We start from the raw sequence: 22,409 nt of genomic DNA, 5'->3' as shown, positions 1-22,409 counted from the left end.
AACTGCCAGTATCTTATCTGTTGAAGTCTGCGCGATGAGTCAACTCCGCCCTCCTTCTTTACCTGCACGCTCGGAGCTTTTGCTGATTCTGGGCAGTAGCCTGACCGTCACCCTGATTGTGATTATCGTCGCGGCGCTGCTGAACCGCGAACACGCCAGCACCGTCCAGGCCGCCCAGCGCGCGACCACCAACATCACCCAACTGATCAATGCCGATGTGCTGCGTAACGTCGAGCTCTATGACCTGGCGCTGGAGGGTCTGATCAAGGCCACCACCCGCAAGGACCTGGCGCAGGCGTCACCGGACATCCGGCACATGGTGCAGTTTGACCAGTCCACCGCGGCGCCCTTCAAAGGCGAAGTGCTGTTGCTGGATGCCAAAGGTGCAGTGATTGCCGACTCCTCGACGCTGTGGCCAACGCCACGCAATTTCGCTAACCGCGATTACTTCCAGGCGCATCGACAGAATGCCCAGGCCGGCCTGTTTATCAGCCGCCCATTCAGGATTCGCTGCAACTGCGATCAAGTCTGGCGCATCGCATTCAGTCGTCGCGTCACGGGGCCGGACGGCGAGTTTGCCGGTGTCGCCGTGGCAACGATGCGCCTGGCGTATTTCGATCAATTGTTCAACCGCCTCACCATCGGCAATGGCAGTTCGGTGAACCTGCTGAACAACCAGGGGATTCTTCTCGCCCAGCAGCCGTTGCTGGAGCGCGACATGATCGACAAGGACCTCAGCGATCGGCCCAACTTCAAACGCATACTGCGCGAAGGCGAAGGCAGCTTTCGGGCGATCTCGGCCATCACTGGCACCGAGCGTTTGTACACCTTCACCAATGTCGGTGAATTACCGCTGATTGTGGTGGTGGCGCTGGCCAGCGAAGACGTGTTCGCCCCGTGGAAACGCGCCGCGCTGCTCACCAGCGGCGCCACCGGCGTGCTCTGCATTGGCCTGTTATGGCTGACCTGGATGCTGCGCCGCGAACTGCGCCGTCGCTATCGCGCCGAGCAAGTGCTGTCGGAGCTGGCCGCCACCGATGACCTGACCGGCCTGGCCAACCGTCGCACCCTGGACCAGCGCCTGCGCCTGGAATGGGACCGCGCGCAGCGCTCCACCGAGCCGCTGACGCTGTTGATGATCGACGTGGACCACTTCAAGGCTTTCAACGACCGCCACGGCCACCACGGCGGTGATGAGGCACTGCGCACGGTCGCCCAGGTGATCGCCAACAACATCCGTCGTCCCGCGGACCTGGCTGCGCGGTATGGCGGGGAAGAGTTTGCGGTGGTGCTGCCGGACACCGACGCCAAGGGCGCCTGGGTGATCGCCGAGCATATCCGCAGCGGCGTCGAGCACCTGCCGCGCGTCGCCGGCGCTGAACAGCCGATCACCGTGAGTATCGGCATGAGTACCTGGGATAAACGCAGTCACCTGTCACTCGAGACGCTGCTGTTGCACGCGGATCAGGCACTGTATGAGGCCAAGCACACTGGGCGAAACCGGATTGTGGAGGCCACCGGGCCCTGACCTGCTGCAACGCCGTACACGGACTACGCTAATGGCATCCTCGACGCAAAAGTACGCCCGATGAGCCCGAGCCTTTCTCGCTCTACACGTCGCCCGGAACGCCTGCTGATCCTTGGCAGTGTCCTCACGGCCCTGCTGATCGTGGCGATCGTGGCGGTGCTGCTGATTCGCGAACACGCCAATACCCTGCAGACCGCCACGCGCACCGCGAACAACATCACCCAACTGATTGACGCCGATGTACTGCGCAACGTCGAGCTCTATGACATGGCCCTCAAGGGCCTGATCGCCGCCACCGAGCGCAACGACCTGCAAAGCGTCTCCGCCGATATCCGCCATCTGGTGCAGTTCGACCGCTCCGCGGCCGCGCCCTACAAGGGCGACATCCTGCTGCTGGACGCCAATGGCGAGGTGATCGCCGACTCGTCCTTACTCACGCCCAAGTCCGGCAACTTCGCTGATCGCGATTATTTCCAGGTCCAGCGCAAAGACCCCGACATCGGGCTGTACATCAGCCGCCCGTTCATGGCGCGCTGCGTGTGCGACGACCAATGGCGCATTGCGTTCAGCCGCCGCGTTTCCGGGCCGGACGGGCGCTTTCAGGGGGTGGCGGTGGCCTCCATGCGCTTGTCTTATTTTCACCAGCTGTTCAGCAGCCTGAATATCGGCAGCAACAGCACCATCAACCTGATCAACCAGCAGGGCATTCTGCTGGCGCAGCATCCCATGCTCGAACTGGACATGATCGACAAGGACCTGAGCCAGCAGCCAAATGTCGGGCGCATGCTCAAGGAGCGCGATGGCAGCTTTCGCGGCGTCTCCAGTGTTGACCACCGAGAGCGGCTCTACAGCTTTTCAACGGTCGGCAGTTTGCCGCTGATCGTCGCGGTGGCACTGTCCACCGATGAGGTATTTGCCCAATGGAAACGCGCAGCCTTGCTGATCAGCCTGGCGACGGGCGTGCTGTGCATCGGTCTGCTGTGGCTGAGTTGGATGCTCAGCAACGAGCTGCGTCGCCGCCACCGCGCCGAGCAAGTGCTGTCAGAACTGGCAGCCACCGATGCGCTGACCGGCTTGGCAAACCGTCGCATCCTCGATCAGCGCCTGCGCCTGGAATGGGAACGCGCGCAACGCTCAACCGAACCGCTGACGCTGCTGATGATCGACGTGGATCACTTCAAGGCCTTCAACGACCGCCATGGTCACCACGGCGGTGACGAGGCTCTGCGCACGGTGGCCAGGGTCATCGAAGACAACATCCGCCGCCCGGCTGATCTGGCGGCGCGTTATGGCGGGGAGGAGTTTGCCGTGGTGCTGCCGCACACCGACGCCAAGGGCGCCTGGGTGATCGCCGAGCATATCCGCAGCAGCGTCGAGCACTTGCCACGGTATGCCGGCGCCGAACGGCCGATTACGGTGAGTATCGGCATGAGTACCTGGGACAAACGCAGCCGCGTATCGCTGGAGGCATTGTTGCTGAGCGCGGATCAGGCGCTGTATGAGGCCAAACACAGCGGGCGCAACCGCATCGTGGATGCCGCAGCCCTTCCCTGAAGAGTCTGCCACCTGGGCCACTCAGTCACCGCTCGCCGCACCGTCAGCTTGGGTTTGATCCCGACGCTGACGGTGCCTCCTGCTGATGACAGTGAGTCAGTACATTTTTCACAGGGGCGGCCTTTACAGCGTGTAGCTGCCACCTCCTGACACCGAGACTCTCGGGTCAGCGCCCACTTGCGCTGTAACACTCAATGGAAACTGCGGTGGCAATAGAGACACGCTTAAACCGAAGGAGCCATCGACCGAAACGCCCGATGTTGCGGAAAACTCGTGTTTTGGCGGGGACTTGCTGGTCAGGTCGGTACTGAAAGTAACTTTGTGTTGAAGGGTAAATGACGGTGACACGCCTGCTCCGCCATTGGCGCCCACCTGCCCTGCTCGAATATTCGCGTTAATACTTGTCCGGGGGAAAAAGGTATAACTATTGGCGATGGATAATGTGTTGTCGGCGTTTTGCGTGATAGTCGGTTTACCAGTGGGAGACAGTGTGAATTGAAGACCCGCCCCGCCGACGTTTATATGTTGCCCGGTCATATGCGTAACACTTTGGTTCACGCCACCGCCCACACTAACGCCAGAACTGGCAAGGCTGCCCTCAAGACCGCCATTCACACTCAGTGATTGCTGGCTGACAATTGAAGGCTTCAAATTAGCGTTAAAGTTGAACTCTCCACTTGGATGGACAGTGGCGCTGAATTCCGGTGCGCCAAACGTAAATCGCTGTGAAAGGCTGCCCCCCACATTAAAACCCACGCCCGTGCCTAAAATATTGGGAATGCCGGCCCTCAGACTGCCGCCGACTTCCAGCTGCATCTTGGGTGCGAAGCTGACGGTGAGGCCGCCGCTGTCATTGGGCCGTAAGCTGATGACGGGATCAAACCGTGCCGTTGCGCTCACGCCCGCGCTCGGGCCGCCAGCTATCGGGGTGACCCTGGCGGCGATGGTGGCATAGGTTCGCGGAAAAAAAGACACCGTGGGGATCGGCTGAAACTTCGCTTCACCGCCGAACACATTCGCGGTATAGGGCGCGGCAAAAGAGCGCTCGGGTGGGTTATTGTTGACGTTTTGTTGCTGAGGGTCAGGGCTGCGATATACAGCGGCTGGAGCGATAGCGTTCATGATCGGTATTCCTTCAACAGTAATAGGTATGTATTCACTGATCTCGCGTTAATTCAAAACTCGTTTAGCTATTGGTACTTTATTCAACGGCCTCACGAAGACTGTGTGGTACACGAAAAAGTATCAGTTCCTACAAAAACACCGTCGAAAGTTGCAACACGTTTCACGACAATGTCATTACCGCGCAACTTGCTATTTTTTAAGCATAAAAAAAGGCCACCCGAAGGTGGCCTTTCAAAACTAAAGAAGAGAGTTGTTACTTACACCGCCGCAACGGGACGCATGTAAGAGATCGGTGCGGTGCTGGCATCTTCGAAGGTCACGACTTCCCAAGCGTCTGTCTGTGCAATCAACTTGCGCAGAAGCTGGTTGTTAAGGGCGTGGCCCGACTTGAAGCCTTTGAACTCGCCTATCAGGCTATTGCCCAGCAGGTAGAGGTCACCGATTGCATCGAGGATCTTGTGCTTCACGAATTCGTCTTCATAGCGAAGGCCGTCTTCGTTCAGTACACCATCCGCGTCGACCACGATGGCGTTTTCAACGCTGCCGCCGAGTGCGAGGTTGTGCTTGCGCAGGTACTCGATGTCACTCATGAAACCAAAGGTACGGGCGCGGCTGACTTCTTTTACGAACGAAGTGCTGGAAAAATCCACGCTTGCACTTTGTGTGCGGTCACGGAATACCGGGTGATCGAAATCGATCTCAAAGCTCACTTTAAAGCCTTCGAACGGGACGAAGGTGGCGCGCTTGTCGCCGTCTTCTACTGTCACTTCCCGCAGAATGCGTATGAACTTCTTGGCTGCGTCCTGTTCTTCCAGGCCGGCAGATTGAATCAAGAATACGAAGGGTCCAGCGCTGCCATCCATGATAGGGACTTCGGACGCGGAGAGCTCGACGTAGGCGTTATCGATGCCCAGGCCAGCCATGGCCGAGAGCAAGTGCTCCACCGTGTCCACTTTGACGTCACCGTTGACCAGTGTGGTCGACATAGTGGTTTCGCCAACGTTTTCCGCGCGAGCAGGAATCTGCACCACAGGGTCCAGGTCGGCACGAACAAACACGATGCCGGTGTCGACAGGTGCGGGCTTGAGGGTCAGGTATACCTTCTCCCCGGAGTGCAGACCTACACCTGTGGCACGGATAATATTCTTCAGGGTGCGTTGTTTAATCATGGCTTGGACCGCTTCAGCGCAAATTGCGAACTGGTATCAACAAAGGCTGGCGATAATAACAGACCAGACCTTTGCTGAACACCAATCACCTTCATAGCCCTGATACATTCCATTAATCGGCCTGACGACGCAGGAATGCCGGGATGTCCAGGTAGTCCAGATCATCTTGCGGATTCGGGCTACGGGACGCCGCAGCACCGGCCTGAGCCTGGTTGCGCATCACGGTCGGACGGTCCAGATCACGGTAGTTCACCGACGGCAGTTCCTGGCGCGCAGGCGCTGGAGCGGCAGCTTGCTGGCTGGCGTGACTGTTGTGGCCGGTGTGAACGGTATTGTCGATGACCTTTACAGGCTTCTCGATTTTTGCGCCCAGGCCGGTAGCAACCACGGTCACGTGCAGTTCATCACGCATGTCCGGATCGATAACGGTACCGACTTTGACCATCGCGTGCTCGGAAGCGAAGGCTTCGATGATGCTACCCACGTCGGAGTACTCACCCAGGGACAGGTCAGGACCGGCGGTGATGTTCACCAGGATGCCGCGTGCGCCTTGCAGGTTCACGTCTTCGAGCAATGGGTTGCGGATCGCCGCTTCAGTAGCTTCACGTGCACGGTTCGGACCGCTGGCGCAGCCAGTGCCCATCATCGCCATGCCCATTTCGCTCATCACGGTACGTACGTCGGCAAAGTCGACGTTGATCATGCCTGGGCGCTTGATGATGTCGGAGATACCGCGAACGGCACCGGCCAGAACATCGTCAGCCTTGGCAAATGCGGACAGCAGGCTTGCGTCCTTGCCCAGGATGGTCAGCAGCTTCTCGTTGGGAATGGTGATCAACGAGTCAACGCTTTCAGACAGCAGACGGATACCTTCGTCGGCGATCTGCATGCGCTTGCGACCTTCGAACGGGAACGGACGCGTTACGACAGCAACGGTCAGAATCCCCATTTCCTTGGCCACTTCGGCAATGATCGGGGCCGCACCGGTACCGGTACCGCCGCCCATGCCGGTGGTGATGAACACCATGTTGGTGCCTTGCAGCACTTCAGCAATACGCTCGCGGTCTTCCAGCGCGGCTTGACGGCCGACTTCCGGGTTGGCGCCAGCGCCGAGGCCCTTGGTCACAGCTGTGCCCAATTGCAGGATGGTCCGCGCGCCGATGCTTTTCAGCGCCTGGGCATCAGTGTTGGCGCAGATGAATTCAACGCCTTCAATGTTGCTCTTGACCATGTGGTTGACAGCGTTGCCGCCGCCACCGCCGACACCGATTACTTTGATAACCGGGCTTGCGGGGATGTTGTCTACGAGTTCGAACATGTTCCCTCTCCTTTCGTTTTCTCTAGTTTTTTCGCCTACTGCTTATTACGGTGTTGCGGTAAATCTTTAGAAATTGCCTTTCACCCAAGCCTGCAAGCGCTCGAACAACGGCGCTTTGGCTTCGTCGTCGCCACCGCGGTAGCTGTCACGGATGCTTGGGCCCGACAGGGAAATGCCGTCGGTCTGCTTTTGCAGCCCGTACAACAGCAAGCCCACACCGGTGGAATAAATCGGGTTGCGCACTACGTCGCCCAGGCCTTTGACGCCATGGGGCACGCCCAGGCGGACGGGCATGTGGAAGATTTCCTCGGCCAGTTCGACCGCGCCTTCCATCTTCGAGGTGCCACCGGTCAGCACGATGCCGGCCGGGATCAAATCTTCGTAACCGCTGCGGCGCAGCTCAGCCTGGATCAGGGTGAACAGCTCGTCGTAGCGTGGCTCGACTACTTCGGCCAGGGCCTGGCGCGACAGCTCACGCGGTGGGCGGTCGCCGACACTTGGCACCTTGATGGTTTCACCGGCACCGGCCAGTTTGGCCAGGGCGCAGGCATAGCGAATCTTGATTTCTTCGGCGTACTGGGTCGGTGTACGCAGCGCCATGGCGATGTCGTTGGTGACCTGGTCGCCAGCAATCGGGATCACGGCGGTGTGACGGATCGCACCCTCGGTGAAGATCGCGATGTCGGTGGTGCCGCCGCCGATGTCGACCAGGCACACGCCCAGCTCTTTTTCGTCGTCGGTCAGTACCGAATAGGCCGAAGCCAGCTGCTCGAGAATGATGTCGTCGATTTCCAGACCGCAGCGGCGCACGCATTTTTCAATGTTCTGTGCAGCGTTGACGGCGCAGGTCACCACGTGAACCTTGGCTTCCAGACGTACGCCCGACATGCCCAGCGGCTCGCGAACGCCTTCCTGGTTGTCGATCACATAGTCCTGCGGCAGGGTGTGCAGCACGCGCTGGTCAGCCGGGATCGCCACGGCCTGGGCCGCGTCGAGTACACGCTCAAGGTCCGCCGAGCTGACTTCACGGTCGCGGATGGCCACGATGCCGTGGGAATTCAGGCTGCGGATATGGTTGCCGGCCACGCCGACAAACGCCGAGTGAATCCGGCAGCCGGCCATCAGCTGCGCTTCTTCAATGGCGCGCTGGATCGATTGCACGGTGGACTCGATGTTCACCACCACGCCCTTCTTCAGGCCCCGGGACGGATGCGTGCCGATACCGACGATTTCGATAACACCGTCTTCCCCGACCTCGCCGACCAGCGCCACCACCTTGGAGGTGCCGATATCGAGACCGACGATCATTTTTCCGCTTTGCACGTTTGCCATGGGTCCTGCCTCTTCTTAATTCTTCGCGACAGCGGGTTTGGCTGTCGTCGGCGCAGCTGGTTCACGCCAGCCGACGGCCAGGCCGTTGGCGTAACGCAGGTCGACGCTCGCAATGTTCGTAATCTGTTCTTTCAAGGTCTTGTCATAGATGGCAATAAAGCGGCGCATCTTTTCCACCAAGCGGTCGCGTCCCAGCAACAACTCGATGCCCGGGCCGGAACTGCCTGCCCCGGTGGTCAAAAACCAGCTGCCCCGCTCACGCAATTCCAGGCGTGCGATGGAGAAGCCCAGTGGCCGCAGCATCTGGCTCAAGGCCTGGTACTGCTGCATCACTTGCTGTTGCGCCCGCTGCGGCCCGAACAGCTGCGGCAGGTGCTCGTAGTTGGCCAGCTCACGCGGGGTGAACGCCTGGCCCTGGTTGTTCAACAGCGCTTCATCGCCCCAACGGGCCACGGGCAGTTGTTCTTCCAGGCGGATCGTCACCTGGTCCGGCCACACGCGGCGCACTTCGGCATGGGCGATCCACGGCATCTGCTCCAGCTCCGAGCGCATTCCGGCCAGGTCGATGGTAAAGAAGCTCGCCGCCAGGTACGGGCCGATGCGCTGCTGTACCGCTTGCTGGCTGATGTAGCTCAAGTCGCCCTGCACACTGATCTTGGTGATCGGCCGGTCGGCATACGGCAACAGGCGCTGCGCACCCTCGTATGTGCCGAAGCCCAACGCCACCAGCAGCACCGGCCAGAACAGCGCCTTGAGGAAACCAAAGTTGGCTTTCGGCAGGCGCGCCGACATCGGCTCTTTAGCCACCATCCGGCTGGCACCCCGTGGCACCGGCTTGCGGCCGGGTGCTGGTGGGGGCTGATGACGAAGCGATGCGCCGTTCATGTGTTTAGCCTCTTGGCTCAATGCTGTCAGCGAGGATCGCCAGCACCAACTGCTGGAAATCCAGACCGGCTGCACGGGCTGCCATAGGTACCAGGCTGTGATCGGTCATACCCGGCGCAGTGTTGACTTCAAGGAACCAGAAATTCCCCTGGTCATCCTGCATCACGTCTGCCCGCGCCCAACCGGCGATACCCAGCGCCTCACAGGCTTTCGCCGTGAGGTCCATCAATTCCTGTTCCTTGGTTGCGTCAAGGCCACACGGGATCCGGTACTGAGTATCGGAAGCCACGTACTTGGCGTCGTAATCGTAAAAGGTGTGGGGCGTGCCCAATGCGATAGGCGGCAATACCTGGCCACGCAGGGTGGCGATGGTGTACTCGGGACCGGAAATCCACTGTTCCACCAACACTTGCGAATCGTAGGTACTTGCCGCTTTCCATGCGTCGATCAATTCGGCGGCCGAGTTCACTTTGGCCATGCCGATACTGGAGCCTTCATGGGCTGGTTTGACGATCAAAGGCAGGCCCAGTTCCTTGGCTGCAGAAATACAATCGTCTTCGCTGCACAGCACGCTGTGACGTGGGGTTGGAATACCCAGGCTGTGCCACACCTGCTTGGTGCGCAACTTGTCCATCGCCAGTGCCGAGGCAAGAATGCCGCTGCCGGTGTAAGGGATGCCAGCGCACTCGAGCAAGCCTTGCATGCTGCCGTCTTCACCGCCGCGACCGTGCAGGATGATAAAGGCACGGTCGATCTTCTCGGCCTGCAGGCGGGCGAGGAAATCATCGCCCACGTCGATACCGAACGCATTCACGCCGGCGCTTTGCAGTGCCTCAAGCACGGCATTGCCGGACTTGAGCGAGACTTCACGCTCTGCACTCTTGCCGCCAAACAGCACCGCTACGCGTCCGAAGTCGGCAGGCGTGATCGTGGAAAACAGGGCGTCGTAGTTCGTGGTCATTTCGACTTCCCCTGCACGGCTGCAAACAAGGGGCTCGCGAGCAATTTAGGCGCGAGGCCACCGATATCACCGGCGCCCTGGCACAGCAGGATGTCGCCGGCACGCAGCAGCGGCTTGACGATGGGCGCCAGGTCCACACCGCGCTCGATGTAGATCGGGTCCAACTGGCCACGCTGGCGGATGCTGTTGCACAGCTTGCGGCTGTCGGCGCCGGGGATCGGCTCTTCACCGGCCGGGTAGACTTCCATCAGCAGCAGCACGTTGGCATCGGCCAATACATTGACGAAATCGTCGTACAGATCGCGGGTACGGCTGTAGCGGTGCGGCTGGTACACCATCACCAGGCGGCGCTCCGGCCAGCCACCGCGCACGGCCTTGATCACGGCGGCCACTTCGGTCGGGTGGTGACCGTAGTCGTCGACCAACATCACGTCGCCGCCGTCTACCGGCAGTTGGCCGTAGACCTGGAAGCGACGACCAACACCGGCAAAACGCGACAGGCCTTCAACGATGGCTTCATCGCTGACGCCCTCGTCGGAGGCGATGCAGATGGTCGCCAGGGAGTTGAGCACGTTATGGTTGCCCGGCATGTTCACCGAGACATCCAGCGGCTCGCGGTCAGGGCGCAGCACGGTGAAGAAAGTTTGCATGCCTTCCTGGCGCACATTGATCGCGCGCACGTCAGCGTCTTCGCTGAAGCCGTAGGTCACGGTCGGACGCTTGACCTGCGGCAGGATTTCACGCACCACCGGATCGTCCAGGCACACCACCGCCAGACCGTAGAACGGCAGGTTGTGCAGGAACTCGACGAAGGTTTTCTTCAACTTGTTGAAGTCACCGTCGTAGGTTGCCATGTGGTCTTCGTCGATGTTGGTAACCACCGCGACCAGCGGCTGCAGGTGCAGGAAGCTCGCGTCACTTTCATCGGCTTCGGCGATCAGGTAGCGGCTGGTGCCGAGCTGGGCATTGGTGCCAGCTGCATTCAAACGGCCACCGATCACGAACGTCGGGTCCAGGCCACCGGCCGCGAACACCGAAGCGATCAGGCTGGTGGTGGTGGTTTTGCCGTGCGTACCGGCAACGGCAATGCCGTGGCGGTAGCGCATCAGTTCGGCGAGCATCTCGGCGCGCGGCACCACCGGAATACGGCGCTCAAGGGCGGTGGCCACTTCCGGGTTGGAGGTGTTCACGGCACTGGAAACCACCAGTACGTCAGCCTCGGCAGCGTTTTCGGCGCGGTGGCCGATAAAGATCTGCGCACCGAACGACTTCAGGCGCTCGGTGACCGGCGACTCTTTCAAGTCAGAGCCGGACACTTGGTAGCCCAGGTTCAGCAGCACTTCGGCAATCCCGCACATGCCCACGCCGCCGATGCCGACGAAGTGGATGCGACGGATGCGGCGCATCTCGGGTTGTGGCATGGCTTTCTGATTCTCAACCATGGGCCACCTCCAGGCAGATGTCGACCACGGTGCGGGTTGCGTCAGGTTTGGCCAGGCGGCTTGCGGTGCTCGCCATGCTGTTGAGTCGTTCCGGTTGCATCAAAACCTCGGTCAGGCGTGCGGCCAAATCGGCGGCGCCAGTCGTTCTTTGCGGCAGCAGGAAGGCAGCGCCCTCCCCGGCCAAATATTCGGCGTTGCGGGTCTGGTGATCGTCAATCGCGTGGGGCAAAGGCACCAGCAAGGACGGCAGACCGGCGGCGGCCAGTTCACTGACGGTCAGCGCACCAGCGCGACAAACCACCAGGTCGGCCCAGCCATAGGCGTGGGCCATGTCTTTGATGAATGGCTGCACATTCGCCTCGACACCGGCCTCGCGGTAGCGGGCAGCGGTGATTTCATCGTGATTCTTGCCGGCCTGATGGAAGATCTCCGGGCGCAACTCCACGGGGAGTTGAGCCAACGCTTCGGGCAGCAATTTGTTCAGTGGCTCGGCACCCAGGCTTCCGCCCAGGATCAGCAGATGCGCCTTGCGCCCGGCCAATGCCTCACGGGCAATGGCCATGAACAGTTCGGTGCGCACCGGGTTGCCGGTGGTGCGCAACTTGTCCGAGGCCGCAAAGGTTTTCGGGAACGCTTCACACACACGCGAGGCCAACGGCACCAGCAAGCGGTTCGCGGTACCGGCGACGGCGTTCTGCTCGTGCACGATCACCGGTACACCAGCCAGCTTGGCGGCAACGCCGCCAGGGCCGGTCACATAACCGCCAAAACCCAGCACGCATACCGGCTTCACTGCACGCATGACTTTGCGCGCCTGCCACACTGCCTTGAGCAACACGAACGGCGCCTTGAGCAGGGACAACTTGCTCTTGCCGCGCAAGCCGGCGACGTTGATCAAATGCAGTGGCAAGCCAGCGTTCGGGACCAATTCATTTTCGATGCCGCGCGGCGTGCCGAGCCAATGCACGGTGTAGCCGCGGTTCTGGAATTCACGCGCGCACGCCAGGGCCGGGAACACGTGGCCCCCGGTGCCGCCCGCCATGATCAGCACGTTAGCGCCCATGGTTCGGCTCCTCGGCAAAATCGCTTTCGCTGAATTCCATCTCTTCGCTGCCCAAGTGGGTTCGACTCTCCCACTCGATGCGCAGCAGCAACCCCAGGCACGCGCAGCAAATCACCAACGAACTGCCGCCGTAACTGAGGAACGGCAAGGTCAAGCCCTTGGTCGGCAGCAGGCCGACGTTCACACCGATGTTGATCAGGAACTGGCCGATCCACAGGAACGACAAGCCGTACGCCACATACGCGGCGAAATACTGTTTGGCCTTCTCGGCCCACAAGCCGATGTACATGCCGCGTACACACACGAACACGAACAGCGCGACGGTGCACAGCGAACCCACCACGCCAAGCTCTTCGGCAAGTACCGAGAACACGAAGTCGGTGTGCGCTTCGGGCAGGTAGAACTGCTTCTGCACGCTGTTGCCCAGGCCCACGCCCAGCCACTCGCCGCGACCAAAGGCGATCAACGCCTGGGTCAGCTGGTAGCCGGAACCGAACTGGTCGGACCACGGGTCGGTAAAGGTAATCAGACGGGCCATCCGGTAGGGTTGCGCCTGCACCAGCACCGTCACGGCGGCCACGGCCAGCACCACCATCAAGGTGAAGCGGAACAGGCCGACGCCACCGAGGAACAGCATCGCGGCGGCCGCGCCCATCATCACGACGGTGGCACCGAAGTCGGGCTCCATCAGCAACAGGCCGGCCATTGGCAGCAGCACGATGAATGGCTTGAAGAAGCCCATCCAGCTTTCGCGCACTTCCTTCTGACGGCGTACCAAGTAACCGGCCAGGTAGATCACCACGAACACCTTGGCGATTTCCGACGGCTGCACGTTGAACGCACCGAAGCCGATCCAGCGCATCGAACCGTTCACTTCGCGGCCGATGCCGGGCAGGATCACCATGATCAGCAAGCCGAACGCACCGATCAGCATCATCCAGCCCAGGCGCTGCCAGGTGGCGATCGGGATCATCATGGTGACGATGCACGCACCAAGGCCGATTACCAGGTACACCAAGTGACGAATCATCATGTAAAGAGTGTTGCCCGACTGCACGGCGGCCACTTCGGAGGACGCCGAGGTGATCATCACCAGGCCCAGGCCCAGCAGCGCCAGGCAACCGGCGAGCATCGGGAAATCAAGGTCGACGCCACGCCCGGTAATGATCGGCGACGGGTAAGGTTTGATGATATTTCTGAAATTCATGCCAAGGCCTCCACGGCGCGAGCGAACAGCTGGCCGCGCTCTTCGTAGTTCTTGAACATGTCGAAACTGGCGCACGCTGGCGACAGCAGCACGGCATCACCCGGCTGGGCCAAGGCTTTGCACTGAGCGATGGCGTCGTCCAGGGACGTCGCGCGCACTTGCGGCACGGCGTCACCGAGGGCAGTGGCGATCAAATCAGCATCACGGCCCATCAGCACCACGGCGCGGCAATGGGCAGCCACCGGGCCTTTAAGGTCCTTGAAGTCGGCGCCTTTGCCATCGCCACCGGCGATCAGCACCAGCTTGCCTTCGATATCGTCGCCAAGGCCTTCGATGGCAGCCAAGGCGGCACCGACGTTGGTGGCCTTGGAATCGTTGTAATAGCTGACGCCGTTGAGGTCGCGGACCCACTGGCAGCGGTGCTCAAGCCCGGCGAATGTGCGCAGGCTTGCGAGCATGGCATCGAACGGCAGGCCAACAGCGTGACCGAGTGCCAGCGCCGCCAGGGCATTGGACTGGTTATGCGCGCCACGGATTTTCAACTCGCGCACCGGCATCAGGTTCTGGAATTCGAAGGCCAGGTATTTCTCGCCGTTCTCTTCGCGGATGCCGAAGGCTTTGAAGTCGGGCTTGCCGAGGCCGAAGGTCCAGCACGGCAGGCCTTCGCCCATCAGCGGACGGCTCAGGGCGTCCTGGCGGTTGACCACCACTTGCCGGGCACCGCGGAAAATCCGGTGCTTGGCCAGGTGATAGGCCGGCAGGCCGCTGTAACGGTCCATGTGGTCTTCGCTCACATTCAACACGGTGGCGACTTCTGCGCCGAGGTCGTGGGTGGTTTCGAGCTGGAAGCTCGACAGTTCCATCACGTACAGCTCGACGTCGTCGCTGAGCAGGTCCAACGCCGGCGTGCCGAGGTTACCGCCCACGGCCACGCGCTTGCCGGCCGCAACCGCCATCTCGCCGACCAGGGTGGTCACGGTGCTTTTCGCGTTGGAGCCGCTGATGGCCACAATCGGCGCTTTCGCGTTACGCGCGAACAGGTCGATATCGCCGGAGAGCTTCACGCCACGTGCGGCGGCGGCTTGCAAAGCCGGTGTCGCCAGGGCCAGGCCGGGGCTCACGTAGAGCTCATCGGCGCGGCACAGAAACTCGACATCCAACTCGCCACAACGCACTTCCACGTGCGGGTAGTCACGGCGCAGCGTGACCAGCTCCGGTGGATTTTCCCGCGTATCGGCGACGGCAAACGACGTGCCCCGGTTCGCCAGGAAGCGAACCAGGGACATGCCGCTCTTGCCGAGGCCGACAACGATGCGGAAGTGGTCTGAAGCGATCAGGGACACTCGTTTCTACCTCAGTTTCAGGGTGGCAAGGCCGACCAGTACCAGAATCACGGTGATGATCCAGAAACGGACAATCACGCGTGGCTCGGGCCAGCCCTTGAGTTCAAAGTGGTGGTGAATCGGCGCCATGCGGAACACGCGGCGCCCGGTCAATTTGAAGGAAGCCACCTGGATGACCACCGACAGGGTTTCCATCACGAACACACCGCCCATGATGAACAGCACGATTTCCTGGCGAACGATCACCGCGATGGTGCCCAGAGCTGCGCCCAGCGCCAGTGCGCCGACGTCGCCCATGAAGACTTGTGCGGGATAGGTGTTGAACCACAAGAAGCCCAGGCCGGCGCCGATCAGCGCACCGCAGAACACAATCAGTTCGCCCGCGCCCGGTACATACGGGATCAGCAGGTATTCAGCGAATTTCACGTTACCCGACAGGTAGCAGAAGATGCCGAGCGCACCGCCGACCATCACCGTCGGCATGATCGCCAGGCCGTCGAGGCCGTCGGTCAGGTTCACCGCGTTGCTGGAGCCGACGATCACAAAGTAGGTCAGCACCACGAAGCCGATGCCCAGTGGAATGCTGGCGTCCTTGAGCATCGGAATGATCAAGGTGGTTTCAACTGCGCTTGGCGCAGTGGTGTACAGGAAGATCGCGGCGGCAAGACCGAATACCGACTGCCAGAAATACTTCCAGCGGCTTGGCAGCCCCTTGGAGTTTTTCTCGATCACTTTGCGGTAGTCATCGACCCAGCCGATGGCGCCGAACAACAGGGTCACCAACAGCACCACCCACACGTAGCGGTTATGCAGGTCGGCCCAGAGCAAGGTGCTGATGCCGATGGACGAGAGGATCAGCGCACCGCCCATGGTCGGGGTGCCGGATTTGGACAGGTGCGACTGCGGGCCGTCATTGCGAACCGATTGACCAATTTGCAGGTTCTGCAGGGTGCGGATCATCCACGGCCCCAGGAACAGCGACAGAGACAGCGCGGTCAGCACACCCAGAATCCCGCGCAGGGTCAGGTACTGAAAGACCGCGAAGCCTTTGTGGAACTGTTGCAGATACTCAGCCAGCAGCAGCAGCATTAATGTTTCTCCGTACTTGAGCCACACAAGGCCGCGACGACGTTTTCCATCACCGCGCTGCGCGATCCCTTGATCAAAATGGTTGTGTGTTTGTCTTGTTCAGCCACGCCCAGCGCCTGGATCAGCTCGGCCTGGGTTGCGAAATGCCGCGCGCCGAGGCCGAAGGCATCGACGGCGTGCGCCATGTTTGGGCCGACGGCGTAGAGCGCGTCGACTTTTCCGCTGGCGTAGGCACCGACTTCGCGGTGACCTTGCTCTGCCCAGTCGCCCAATTCGCCGATATCACCCAGCACCAGAACCTTGCGCCCGGCAAAGCCCTTCAACAGGTCAACAGCGGCATTAATGGAGGACGGGTTGGCGTTGTAGGTGTCGTCGATCACGCGCATGCCGTTGGTCGCCAGCTGCGCGACGGTACGGCCCTTGACCGACTGCACTGCGCCCAGGCCGGTAGCGATACCGAACAGCGACACACCCAGGGCATGCGCGGCGGCGGCGGCGGCCAAGGCGTTGGCAACGTTGTGGTTGCCGAGCAGATTCAATTGCACGTGCTCGTCGCCTTGCGGGGTGTGCAAGGTGAAGGACGGGCAGCCTCGGGCGTCAACGGTGATGTTGGAGGCGTGAAAATCAGCGGCGGCATTGGCCACGGCAAACGTCAGCACCTTGCGTCCGGCGGCACGTACACGCCAGGTCTCGAAGGCCTTGTCATCGAGGTTCAATACAGCGGTGCCGGATGCATCGAGGCCTTCAAGGATTTCGCCCTTGGCTTCGACGATTTTTTCCGGGCCACCGAACTCGCCAACATGGGCGGTGCCGGCGTTGTTGATAATCGCCACGTGAGGCTTGGTCAGCGCCACGGTGTAGGCGATTTCGCCGATGCGCGAAGCACCCAGCTCGATCACCGCCGCCGTGTGTTCCGGGGCCAGCTCGAGCAGGGTCAGCGGCGCGCCGAAATCATTATTCAAGTTGCCACGGGTGGCGAGCACCGGCCCGCGCGTACGCAGGACACCGGCGAGCAATTCCTTGACCGTGGTTTTGCCGCTGGAGCCGGTGATGGCTGCAACCGGCTTATCGAAGGCGGCGCGGTTCAATGCACCCAACTGGCCCAAGGCCAAACGGGTATCTGCAACCAGCAGTTGCGCCAAGGTGGAATCGGTCACTTCACGCTGCACCAATGCACCCACGGCACCTTTGGCAACGACGTCGTTCAGGTAGTCGTGACCATCAAAACGCGGGCCGGCCAAGGCCACAAACAATTGCCCAGGCTTGATGTTACGGCTGTCGATACTGACGCCGTCGAAGCTGCAATCGCTCGACACTACGCGGGCCGACAGGGCCTGGGTCAGTTCGCTGAACGTCATCGCTTTAAGCATGGGCAACCTCCCAGGCGGTCAAGGCATGGTCGGCCTCGACCAGATCGGAGAAGGCATGGCGCTCGCCGTTGATTTCCTGGTAGTCCTCGTGGCCTTTGCCGGCCAACACCACCACGTCGTCAGCACTGGCGCTGGCAATCAATTGGGCAATGGCGGCGCCGCGACCGGCCACGAAAGTAGCCTTGGACGCGTCTTTAAAGCCGACACGGATGTCGTCGAAAATCTGGCTTGGGTCTTCGCTGCGCGGGTTGTCGTCGGTAACCAGCACGCCGTCGGCCAGACGCTCGACGATCTCGGCCATCAACGGACGTTTGCCGCGGTCACGGTCACCGCCGCAGCCGAACAGGCACAGCAACTTGCCCTTGGCATGTGGGCGCAGGGCTTCGAGGACTTTTTCCAAAGCGTCCGGGGTGTGGGCGTAATCGACCACCACCAGCGGCTGCGAGCCACCGCCCAAACGCTGCATGCGACCGGCCGGGCCTTCGAGTTTGGGCAGCACGCGCAGGATTTCATCCAGCGCGTAATCCAGGCCAAGCAGCGCGCCGATGGCAGCCAGCACGTTGCTCAGGTTGAAACGGCCGAGCAAGGTGCTGCGCAAGTGGTGCTCGCCCTGCGGCGTGACCAACGTGGCGAGCACGCCTTCGTCATTGAATTGGGCTTCGCGGCAATACAGGTAGGCGCTGGAGTCTTCCAGGCTGTAGGTGATCAGGCGCGATTCGCTGTCCTCGGCAGCCAGCTGGCGGCCAAAAGCGTCATCGAGATTCACCACCCGGCATTTCAGGTCATTCCAGGCGAACAGCTTGGCCTTGGCGGCGGCGTACGCCTCCATGGTGCCGTGGTAATCAAGGTGATCGCGGGACAGGTTGGTCATCACCGCCACGTCGAAGGCCAGCGCGGTAACACGGCCCTGGTCCAGACCGTGTGAGGAGACTTCCATGGCAACCGCCTTGGCACCGGCCTTTTTCAGGTCAGCCAGGGTCGCTTGTACGGCAATCGGGTTTGGCGTGGTGTGCAGGCCGCTTTGCAGCGCGCCATAAAAACCGGTGCCCAACGTGCCTACAATGCCGCAGTGCTGACCCAGCAGGTCAAGCGCCTGGGCGACCAACTGGGTCACGCTGGTCTTGCCGTTGGTGCCGGTCACGCCGATCAGGTTCAGTTGACGGCTTGGGTCGCCATAAAAGCGCCCGGCGATGTCCGAGAGCTGCGCAGCCAGGCCTTTGACCGGAATCAATGGCACGTCGGTGATCGGCAGCACCGTGGCACCGTCCACTTCGTACGCCACGGCTGCCGCACCACGTTGCAGGGCATCGGCGATGTGCGCACGACCATCGAACTTGCCGCCAGGCACGGCCAGGAACAGGTCACCGGCGCGTACGTTACGGCTGTCCAGGCTCAACTCGCGGATCAGCAGATCGCGTCCGGCGTGGGCAAAAATCTTGTTCAAGCTAAGAGACATCAGCCGCGCCCTCCATTGGCTTTGGCAGCAGCGGCCGGTGGACCGGCGTTCGCTTGTTGAGTCGGCGGCAGGTTGTCCGGCGTAATGTTCATCAGGCGCAGGGTGCCGGACATCACTTTGCTGAACACCGGTGCCGATACCAGGCCACCAAAGTAGCCGGCCTTGCTTGGCTCATCGATCACAACAACGATGGCGTAGCGCGGATCACTCATCGGGCCGAAGCCGGCGAACAGCGAGCGGTACGAGTTCTCGGCGTAGCCTTTGGTGCCGACCGACGTTTTACGTGCAGTACCGGACTTGCCTGCCACGTGATACGCCGGCACCTGGGCACGGAACACGCCACGCGGCGCTTCGATCACTTGTTGCAGCATGCCTTGCATGGTCTTGGCGACGTTTTCCGGGATCACCTGGGTGGCTTTCGGTGCTTCGTCGACGTGGATCAGGCTCAGTGGAACCATGCGACCATTGTTGGCCAATACAGAGAAAGCGTGAGCCAGCTGGATCGCGGTCACCGACAGGCCGTAGCCATAGGAAAGTGTCGCCGTCTCGGCCTTTTTCCAGTCGCGGTAGTTCGGCAGGTTGCCCACGCGCTCGCCTGGGAAGTCCAGGCCGGTGGGTTGACCCAAGCCGATTTTTTGCGCCAGGTGATAGATGGTTTCGCCGCCGATATCGAAGGCCACTTTACTCATGCCGACGTTACTGGAGTTGATCAGAATACCTGTCAAATCCAGCACCGGACCTTCAGTGCGGGACACGTCACGAATGGTGTATTTGCCCAGCTGCAAGGTGCCTGGGTAAACCTCGACTTTGTCGCTCGGCTTCCAGCGCCCGGTTTCCAGGGCCGCACTCATGGAGATGGCTTTCATGGTCGAACCCGGCTCGAACACGTCGATCATTGCGCGGTTACGCATCATCGCCGGTTGCAGGTTGCGACGGTTGTTCGGGTTGTAGGTCGGCTGGTTGACCATGGCGAGGATCTCGCCGGTCTTCACGTCCATGATTACCAGGCTGCCAGCCTTGGCGCCGTTCTCGATGATCGCGTTACGCAGCTCGCGGTTGGCCAGGTATTGCAGGCGCAGGTCAATCGACAACGCCAAGGGCTTACCGGCCTTGGCGTTTTTGGTGACCTGGACATCCTTGATCAGTCTGCCGCGTCGATCCTTGATGACCTGCCGTTTGCCGGGAACCCCGGCCAGCCATTCGTCGTAGGCCAGTTCCACACCTTCACGGCCGTGGTCATCGATGTCGGTAAAGCCAACCATGTGCGCGGTGGTTTCACCGGCCGGGTAGAAACGACGAAACTCCTCGATGCCATAGACACCGGGGACTTTAAGGTCGAGCACCTGCTGGCCCTGTTCAGGAGTCAGGCCGCGAACCAGGTAGATGAATTCTTTATTGGCCTGGGCTTCCAGGCGCTCGGACAAGGCTTTTGGGTCCTGGCCCAGGGCGGCGGCCAGTTCCGGCCACTTGTCCTTGGCAACCTGCAATTCCTTGGCGTTGGCCCACAGTGTGGTTACCGGGGTACTGACGGCCAGAGGCTCGCCATTACGGTCGGTGATCAGACCGCGGTGCGCAGGAATCGGGATATGCCGCAGGCTCCGGGCGTCGCCCTGGCCGATCAGGAAGTCACGGTCAACCACTTGCAGGTCGATGATCCGCCAGGCAATCGCGCCCACCATCAATGCCAGCAAACCCAGCATCAGGCGGAAACGCCAAGGGTAGAGTGCGCCTTCAAGTTTCATCATGGCGCCACCATCCGAACTTCGGCCGCGCCCGGAATGTGCATCTTCAACTGCTCGGTCGCCAGCACTTCGATGCGGCTATGGGCGGTCCAGGTGCTTTGCTCGAGGATCAACCGGCCCCACTCCGCCTGCGCTTTATCACGCACGCTCAATTCCCCGTACAGGGTATTGAGCAATTGGCGGTTGTAGTGGGCGCTGTAGGACACCGCAATCGCGGACACCAGCACGCCGATAAAGAGCAGCAACATAAAGAAGCTGCCGCCCGGAAGGGGCTTGGCGAAAAGCTTGCTCACCGCAACTTCTCCGCAACGCGCATGACGGCGCTACGGGAACGTGGGTTGGCCTTGAGTTCGGCTTCGGAAGCGAACTGCGCTTTGCCATGGATTTTGATTTTCGGCACAAAGGCTTCGAAACGCACCGGCAGGTTGCGCGGCAGGTTATCGGACTCGCCCTTGACCAGACGACGCATGAACAGTTTGACGATGCGGTCTTCCAGGGAGTGGAAGCTGATCACCACCAGGCGACCGCCCACTTCCAGGGCTTCCAGTGCGGCTTCGAGGCCGGCTTCCAGATCGCCCAATTCGTTGTTGACGTGAATGCGCAGGCCCTGGAACGCACGGGTCGCAGGGTTCTTGCCCTTTTCCCAGGCAGGGTTGGCGACTTTCAGCACTTCGGCCAGGTCAGCGGTGCGTTCGAACGGCTGGATTTCACGGCGTTCGACCACGGCACGGGCCATGCGGCCGGCGAAGCGTTCTTCACCGTATTCCTTGAACACGCGGGCAATTTCTTCCACCGGCGCGGTGGCGATGAACTGTGCGGCACTGACACCACGGGTAGGGTCCATGCGCATGTCGAGCGGGCCGTCGTTCATGAAACTGAAGCCACGTTCCGGGTCATCGAGCTGCGGCGAGGACACGCCCAGATCGAGCAAAACCCCGGCCACCTTGCCTGCCATGCCGCGCTCGGCGACTTCGGCACCCAGCTCGGCAAAGCTGCGCTGTACAACGACAAAGCGGCCGTCTTCGGCCGCTAGCGCTTGCCCGGTGGCAATCGCTTGAGGGTCTTTGTCGAACCCGAGGAGCTTACCGTCGGACCCGAGCTGGCTGAGTATCAACCGACTGTGCCCGCCCCGGCCGAAGGTGCCATCCAAATAGCAGCCATCCGCGCGTACGGCGAGAGCCTCAACGGCTTCGTCAAGCAGTACGGTGATGTGGTTAAAGCCGCTATCAATAGTCACAGGATCAAATCACGCAGTTCATCAGGCATCGCGCCCGGTTGTTGAATAGCAGCCAGGTCCGCTGCAGAAACAGCATCCCAGGCATCTTCGTCCCACAATTGGAACTTGTTCAGTTGGCCCACCAGCATTGCGCGCTTATCCAGCTTGGCGTACTCGCGCAAACGCGGCGGCACCAGAAAACGCCCACTGCCATCGAGTTCAAGGTCGACGGCATTACCAATCAGCAAACGCTGCAGGCGGCGGTTTTCTTCACGCAATGAAGGCAGAGCGCGCAACTTGGTTTCGATCAACTCCCACTCATCGAGCGGGTAAACACACAAACAAGGGTCAACGGCATCAATCGTGATGATTAATTGGCCTGAACTTCGCGAAATGAGCTCGTCACGATACCGGCTCGGCATGGCGAGACGGCCTTTTGCATCGAGACTGATAGCGTTAGCTCCGCGAAACACAGATGCGTTTCTCCAAATTTTAGCGTTTTACGTTCAAAAAACCCACTTTGTGCCACTTTCCGCCACTTGCGCACACTATAGGAATGCGCCCACCACACCGTCAAGGCGCGGATTCAAGGAAAAGCCTTACAGAACG

The 22,409-nt window shown here is 61.0% G+C and carries 19 protein-coding genes; 2 read left to right on the top strand and 17 right to left on the bottom strand.

From position 1 onward, the window contains the following. The first annotated feature begins 34 nt into the window (after nt 1–34). Nucleotides 35–1,528, top strand: a complete 1,494-nt coding sequence (locus tag AB5I78_RS05370) for a sensor domain-containing diguanylate cyclase (protein WP_369303429.1) — start codon at nt 35–37, stop codon at nt 1,526–1,528. Nucleotides 1,529–1,588: 60 nt separating this feature from the next. Further along, a complete protein-coding gene (locus AB5I78_RS05365) occupies nt 1,589–3,082 on the top strand; it encodes a diguanylate cyclase (RefSeq protein WP_369303430.1) in 1,494 nt (497 codons plus the stop codon). Nucleotides 3,083–3,205: 123 nt separating this feature from the next. Here AB5I78_RS05365 and AB5I78_RS05360 read toward each other — a convergent pair whose 3' ends face one another. The 17 genes from AB5I78_RS05360 to mraZ all read right to left on the bottom strand — a co-directional run bounded on the left by AB5I78_RS05360 (nt 3,206) and on the right by mraZ (nt 22,273). Beyond that, complete coding sequence (locus AB5I78_RS05360) at nt 3,206–4,204, bottom strand: hypothetical protein (protein WP_369303431.1); 999 nt, start codon at nt 4,202–4,204, stop codon at nt 3,206–3,208. Nucleotides 4,205–4,464: 260 nt separating this feature from the next. Further along, nucleotides 4,465–5,376, bottom strand: coding sequence for a UDP-3-O-acyl-N-acetylglucosamine deacetylase (gene lpxC / locus AB5I78_RS05355; RefSeq protein WP_003216227.1), 912 nt, complete (start codon nt 5,374–5,376; stop codon nt 4,465–4,467). Nucleotides 5,377–5,488: 112 nt separating this feature from the next. Further along, a complete protein-coding gene (gene ftsZ, locus AB5I78_RS05350) occupies nt 5,489–6,694 on the bottom strand; it encodes a cell division protein FtsZ (RefSeq protein ID WP_017138180.1) in 1,206 nt (401 codons plus the stop codon). A gap of 66 nt (nt 6,695–6,760) precedes the next feature. Next, complete coding sequence (gene ftsA / locus AB5I78_RS05345) at nt 6,761–8,026, bottom strand: cell division protein FtsA (RefSeq protein ID WP_017138181.1); 1,266 nt, start codon at nt 8,024–8,026, stop codon at nt 6,761–6,763. A 15-nt stretch (nt 8,027–8,041) separates the two neighbouring features. Beyond that, the gene (locus tag AB5I78_RS05340; RefSeq protein WP_106579561.1) at nt 8,042–8,911 is read right to left on the bottom strand and encodes a cell division protein FtsQ/DivIB; all 870 of its coding nucleotides are present in this window, start codon (nt 8,909–8,911) and stop codon (nt 8,042–8,044) included. Nucleotides 8,912–8,915: 4 nt separating this feature from the next. Then, nucleotides 8,916–9,872, bottom strand: coding sequence for a D-alanine--D-alanine ligase (locus AB5I78_RS05335; protein ID WP_369303432.1), 957 nt, complete (start codon nt 9,870–9,872; stop codon nt 8,916–8,918). After that, nucleotides 9,869–11,314 (bottom strand): UDP-N-acetylmuramate--L-alanine ligase, encoded by a 1,446-nt coding sequence (gene murC, locus AB5I78_RS05330; RefSeq protein ID WP_242194648.1) that lies wholly within the window; start codon nt 11,312–11,314, stop codon nt 9,869–9,871. The genes AB5I78_RS05335 and murC overlap by 4 nt, the downstream gene beginning before the upstream one ends. Then, the gene (gene murG / locus AB5I78_RS05325; RefSeq protein ID WP_145166179.1) at nt 11,307–12,377 is read right to left on the bottom strand and encodes an undecaprenyldiphospho-muramoylpentapeptide beta-N-acetylglucosaminyltransferase; all 1,071 of its coding nucleotides are present in this window, start codon (nt 12,375–12,377) and stop codon (nt 11,307–11,309) included. The genes murC and murG overlap by 8 nt, the downstream gene beginning before the upstream one ends. Next, entirely contained in the window at nt 12,367–13,584 is a 1,218-nt protein-coding gene (gene ftsW / locus AB5I78_RS05320; RefSeq protein ID WP_106579565.1) for a putative lipid II flippase FtsW, read from the bottom strand. Before ftsW ends, murG begins: the two co-directional genes overlap by 11 nt. Beyond that, nucleotides 13,581–14,927 (bottom strand): UDP-N-acetylmuramoyl-L-alanine--D-glutamate ligase, encoded by a 1,347-nt coding sequence (murD, locus tag AB5I78_RS05315; protein ID WP_369303433.1) that lies wholly within the window; start codon nt 14,925–14,927, stop codon nt 13,581–13,583. Before murD ends, ftsW begins: the two co-directional genes overlap by 4 nt. Nucleotides 14,928–14,933: 6 nt before the next feature. After that, nucleotides 14,934–16,016 carry a phospho-N-acetylmuramoyl-pentapeptide-transferase gene (gene mraY, locus AB5I78_RS05310; RefSeq protein ID WP_003171875.1) on the bottom strand — a complete coding sequence of 361 codons (1,083 nt, stop codon included), beginning with the start codon at nt 16,014–16,016 and terminating at the stop codon, nt 14,934–14,936. After that, nucleotides 16,016–17,386 (bottom strand): UDP-N-acetylmuramoyl-tripeptide--D-alanyl-D-alanine ligase, encoded by a 1,371-nt coding sequence (gene murF, locus AB5I78_RS05305; RefSeq protein WP_369303434.1) that lies wholly within the window; start codon nt 17,384–17,386, stop codon nt 16,016–16,018. The genes mraY and murF overlap by 1 nt, the downstream gene beginning before the upstream one ends. After that, nucleotides 17,379–18,842 carry a UDP-N-acetylmuramoyl-L-alanyl-D-glutamate--2,6-diaminopimelate ligase gene (locus tag AB5I78_RS05300; protein WP_369303435.1) on the bottom strand — a complete coding sequence of 488 codons (1,464 nt, stop codon included), beginning with the start codon at nt 18,840–18,842 and terminating at the stop codon, nt 17,379–17,381. Before AB5I78_RS05300 ends, murF begins: the two co-directional genes overlap by 8 nt. Beyond that, nucleotides 18,842–20,584 (bottom strand): penicillin-binding protein 2, encoded by a 1,743-nt coding sequence (locus AB5I78_RS05295; RefSeq protein ID WP_164487968.1) that lies wholly within the window; start codon nt 20,582–20,584, stop codon nt 18,842–18,844. The genes AB5I78_RS05300 and AB5I78_RS05295 overlap by 1 nt, the downstream gene beginning before the upstream one ends. Next, entirely contained in the window at nt 20,584–20,877 is a 294-nt protein-coding gene (gene ftsL / locus AB5I78_RS05290) for a cell division protein FtsL (RefSeq protein ID WP_016974244.1), read from the bottom strand. Before ftsL ends, AB5I78_RS05295 begins: the two co-directional genes overlap by 1 nt. Then, a complete protein-coding gene (rsmH, locus tag AB5I78_RS05285) occupies nt 20,874–21,821 on the bottom strand; it encodes a 16S rRNA (cytosine(1402)-N(4))-methyltransferase RsmH (protein WP_012722289.1) in 948 nt (315 codons plus the stop codon). The genes ftsL and rsmH overlap by 4 nt, the downstream gene beginning before the upstream one ends. Next, nucleotides 21,818–22,273, bottom strand: coding sequence for a division/cell wall cluster transcriptional repressor MraZ (mraZ, locus tag AB5I78_RS05280; protein ID WP_003171868.1), 456 nt, complete (start codon nt 22,271–22,273; stop codon nt 21,818–21,820). The genes rsmH and mraZ overlap by 4 nt, the downstream gene beginning before the upstream one ends. Between the last annotated feature and the right edge of the window lie 136 nt (nt 22,274–22,409).

The sequence above is a fragment of the Pseudomonas sp. N2-3-1-14 genome, assembly GCF_041228395.1.
In the GTDB taxonomy this organism is placed as follows: Bacteria; Pseudomonadota; Gammaproteobacteria; order Pseudomonadales; family Pseudomonadaceae; genus Aquipseudomonas.
This window is presented reverse-complemented; position numbering and strand designations above follow the sequence as displayed.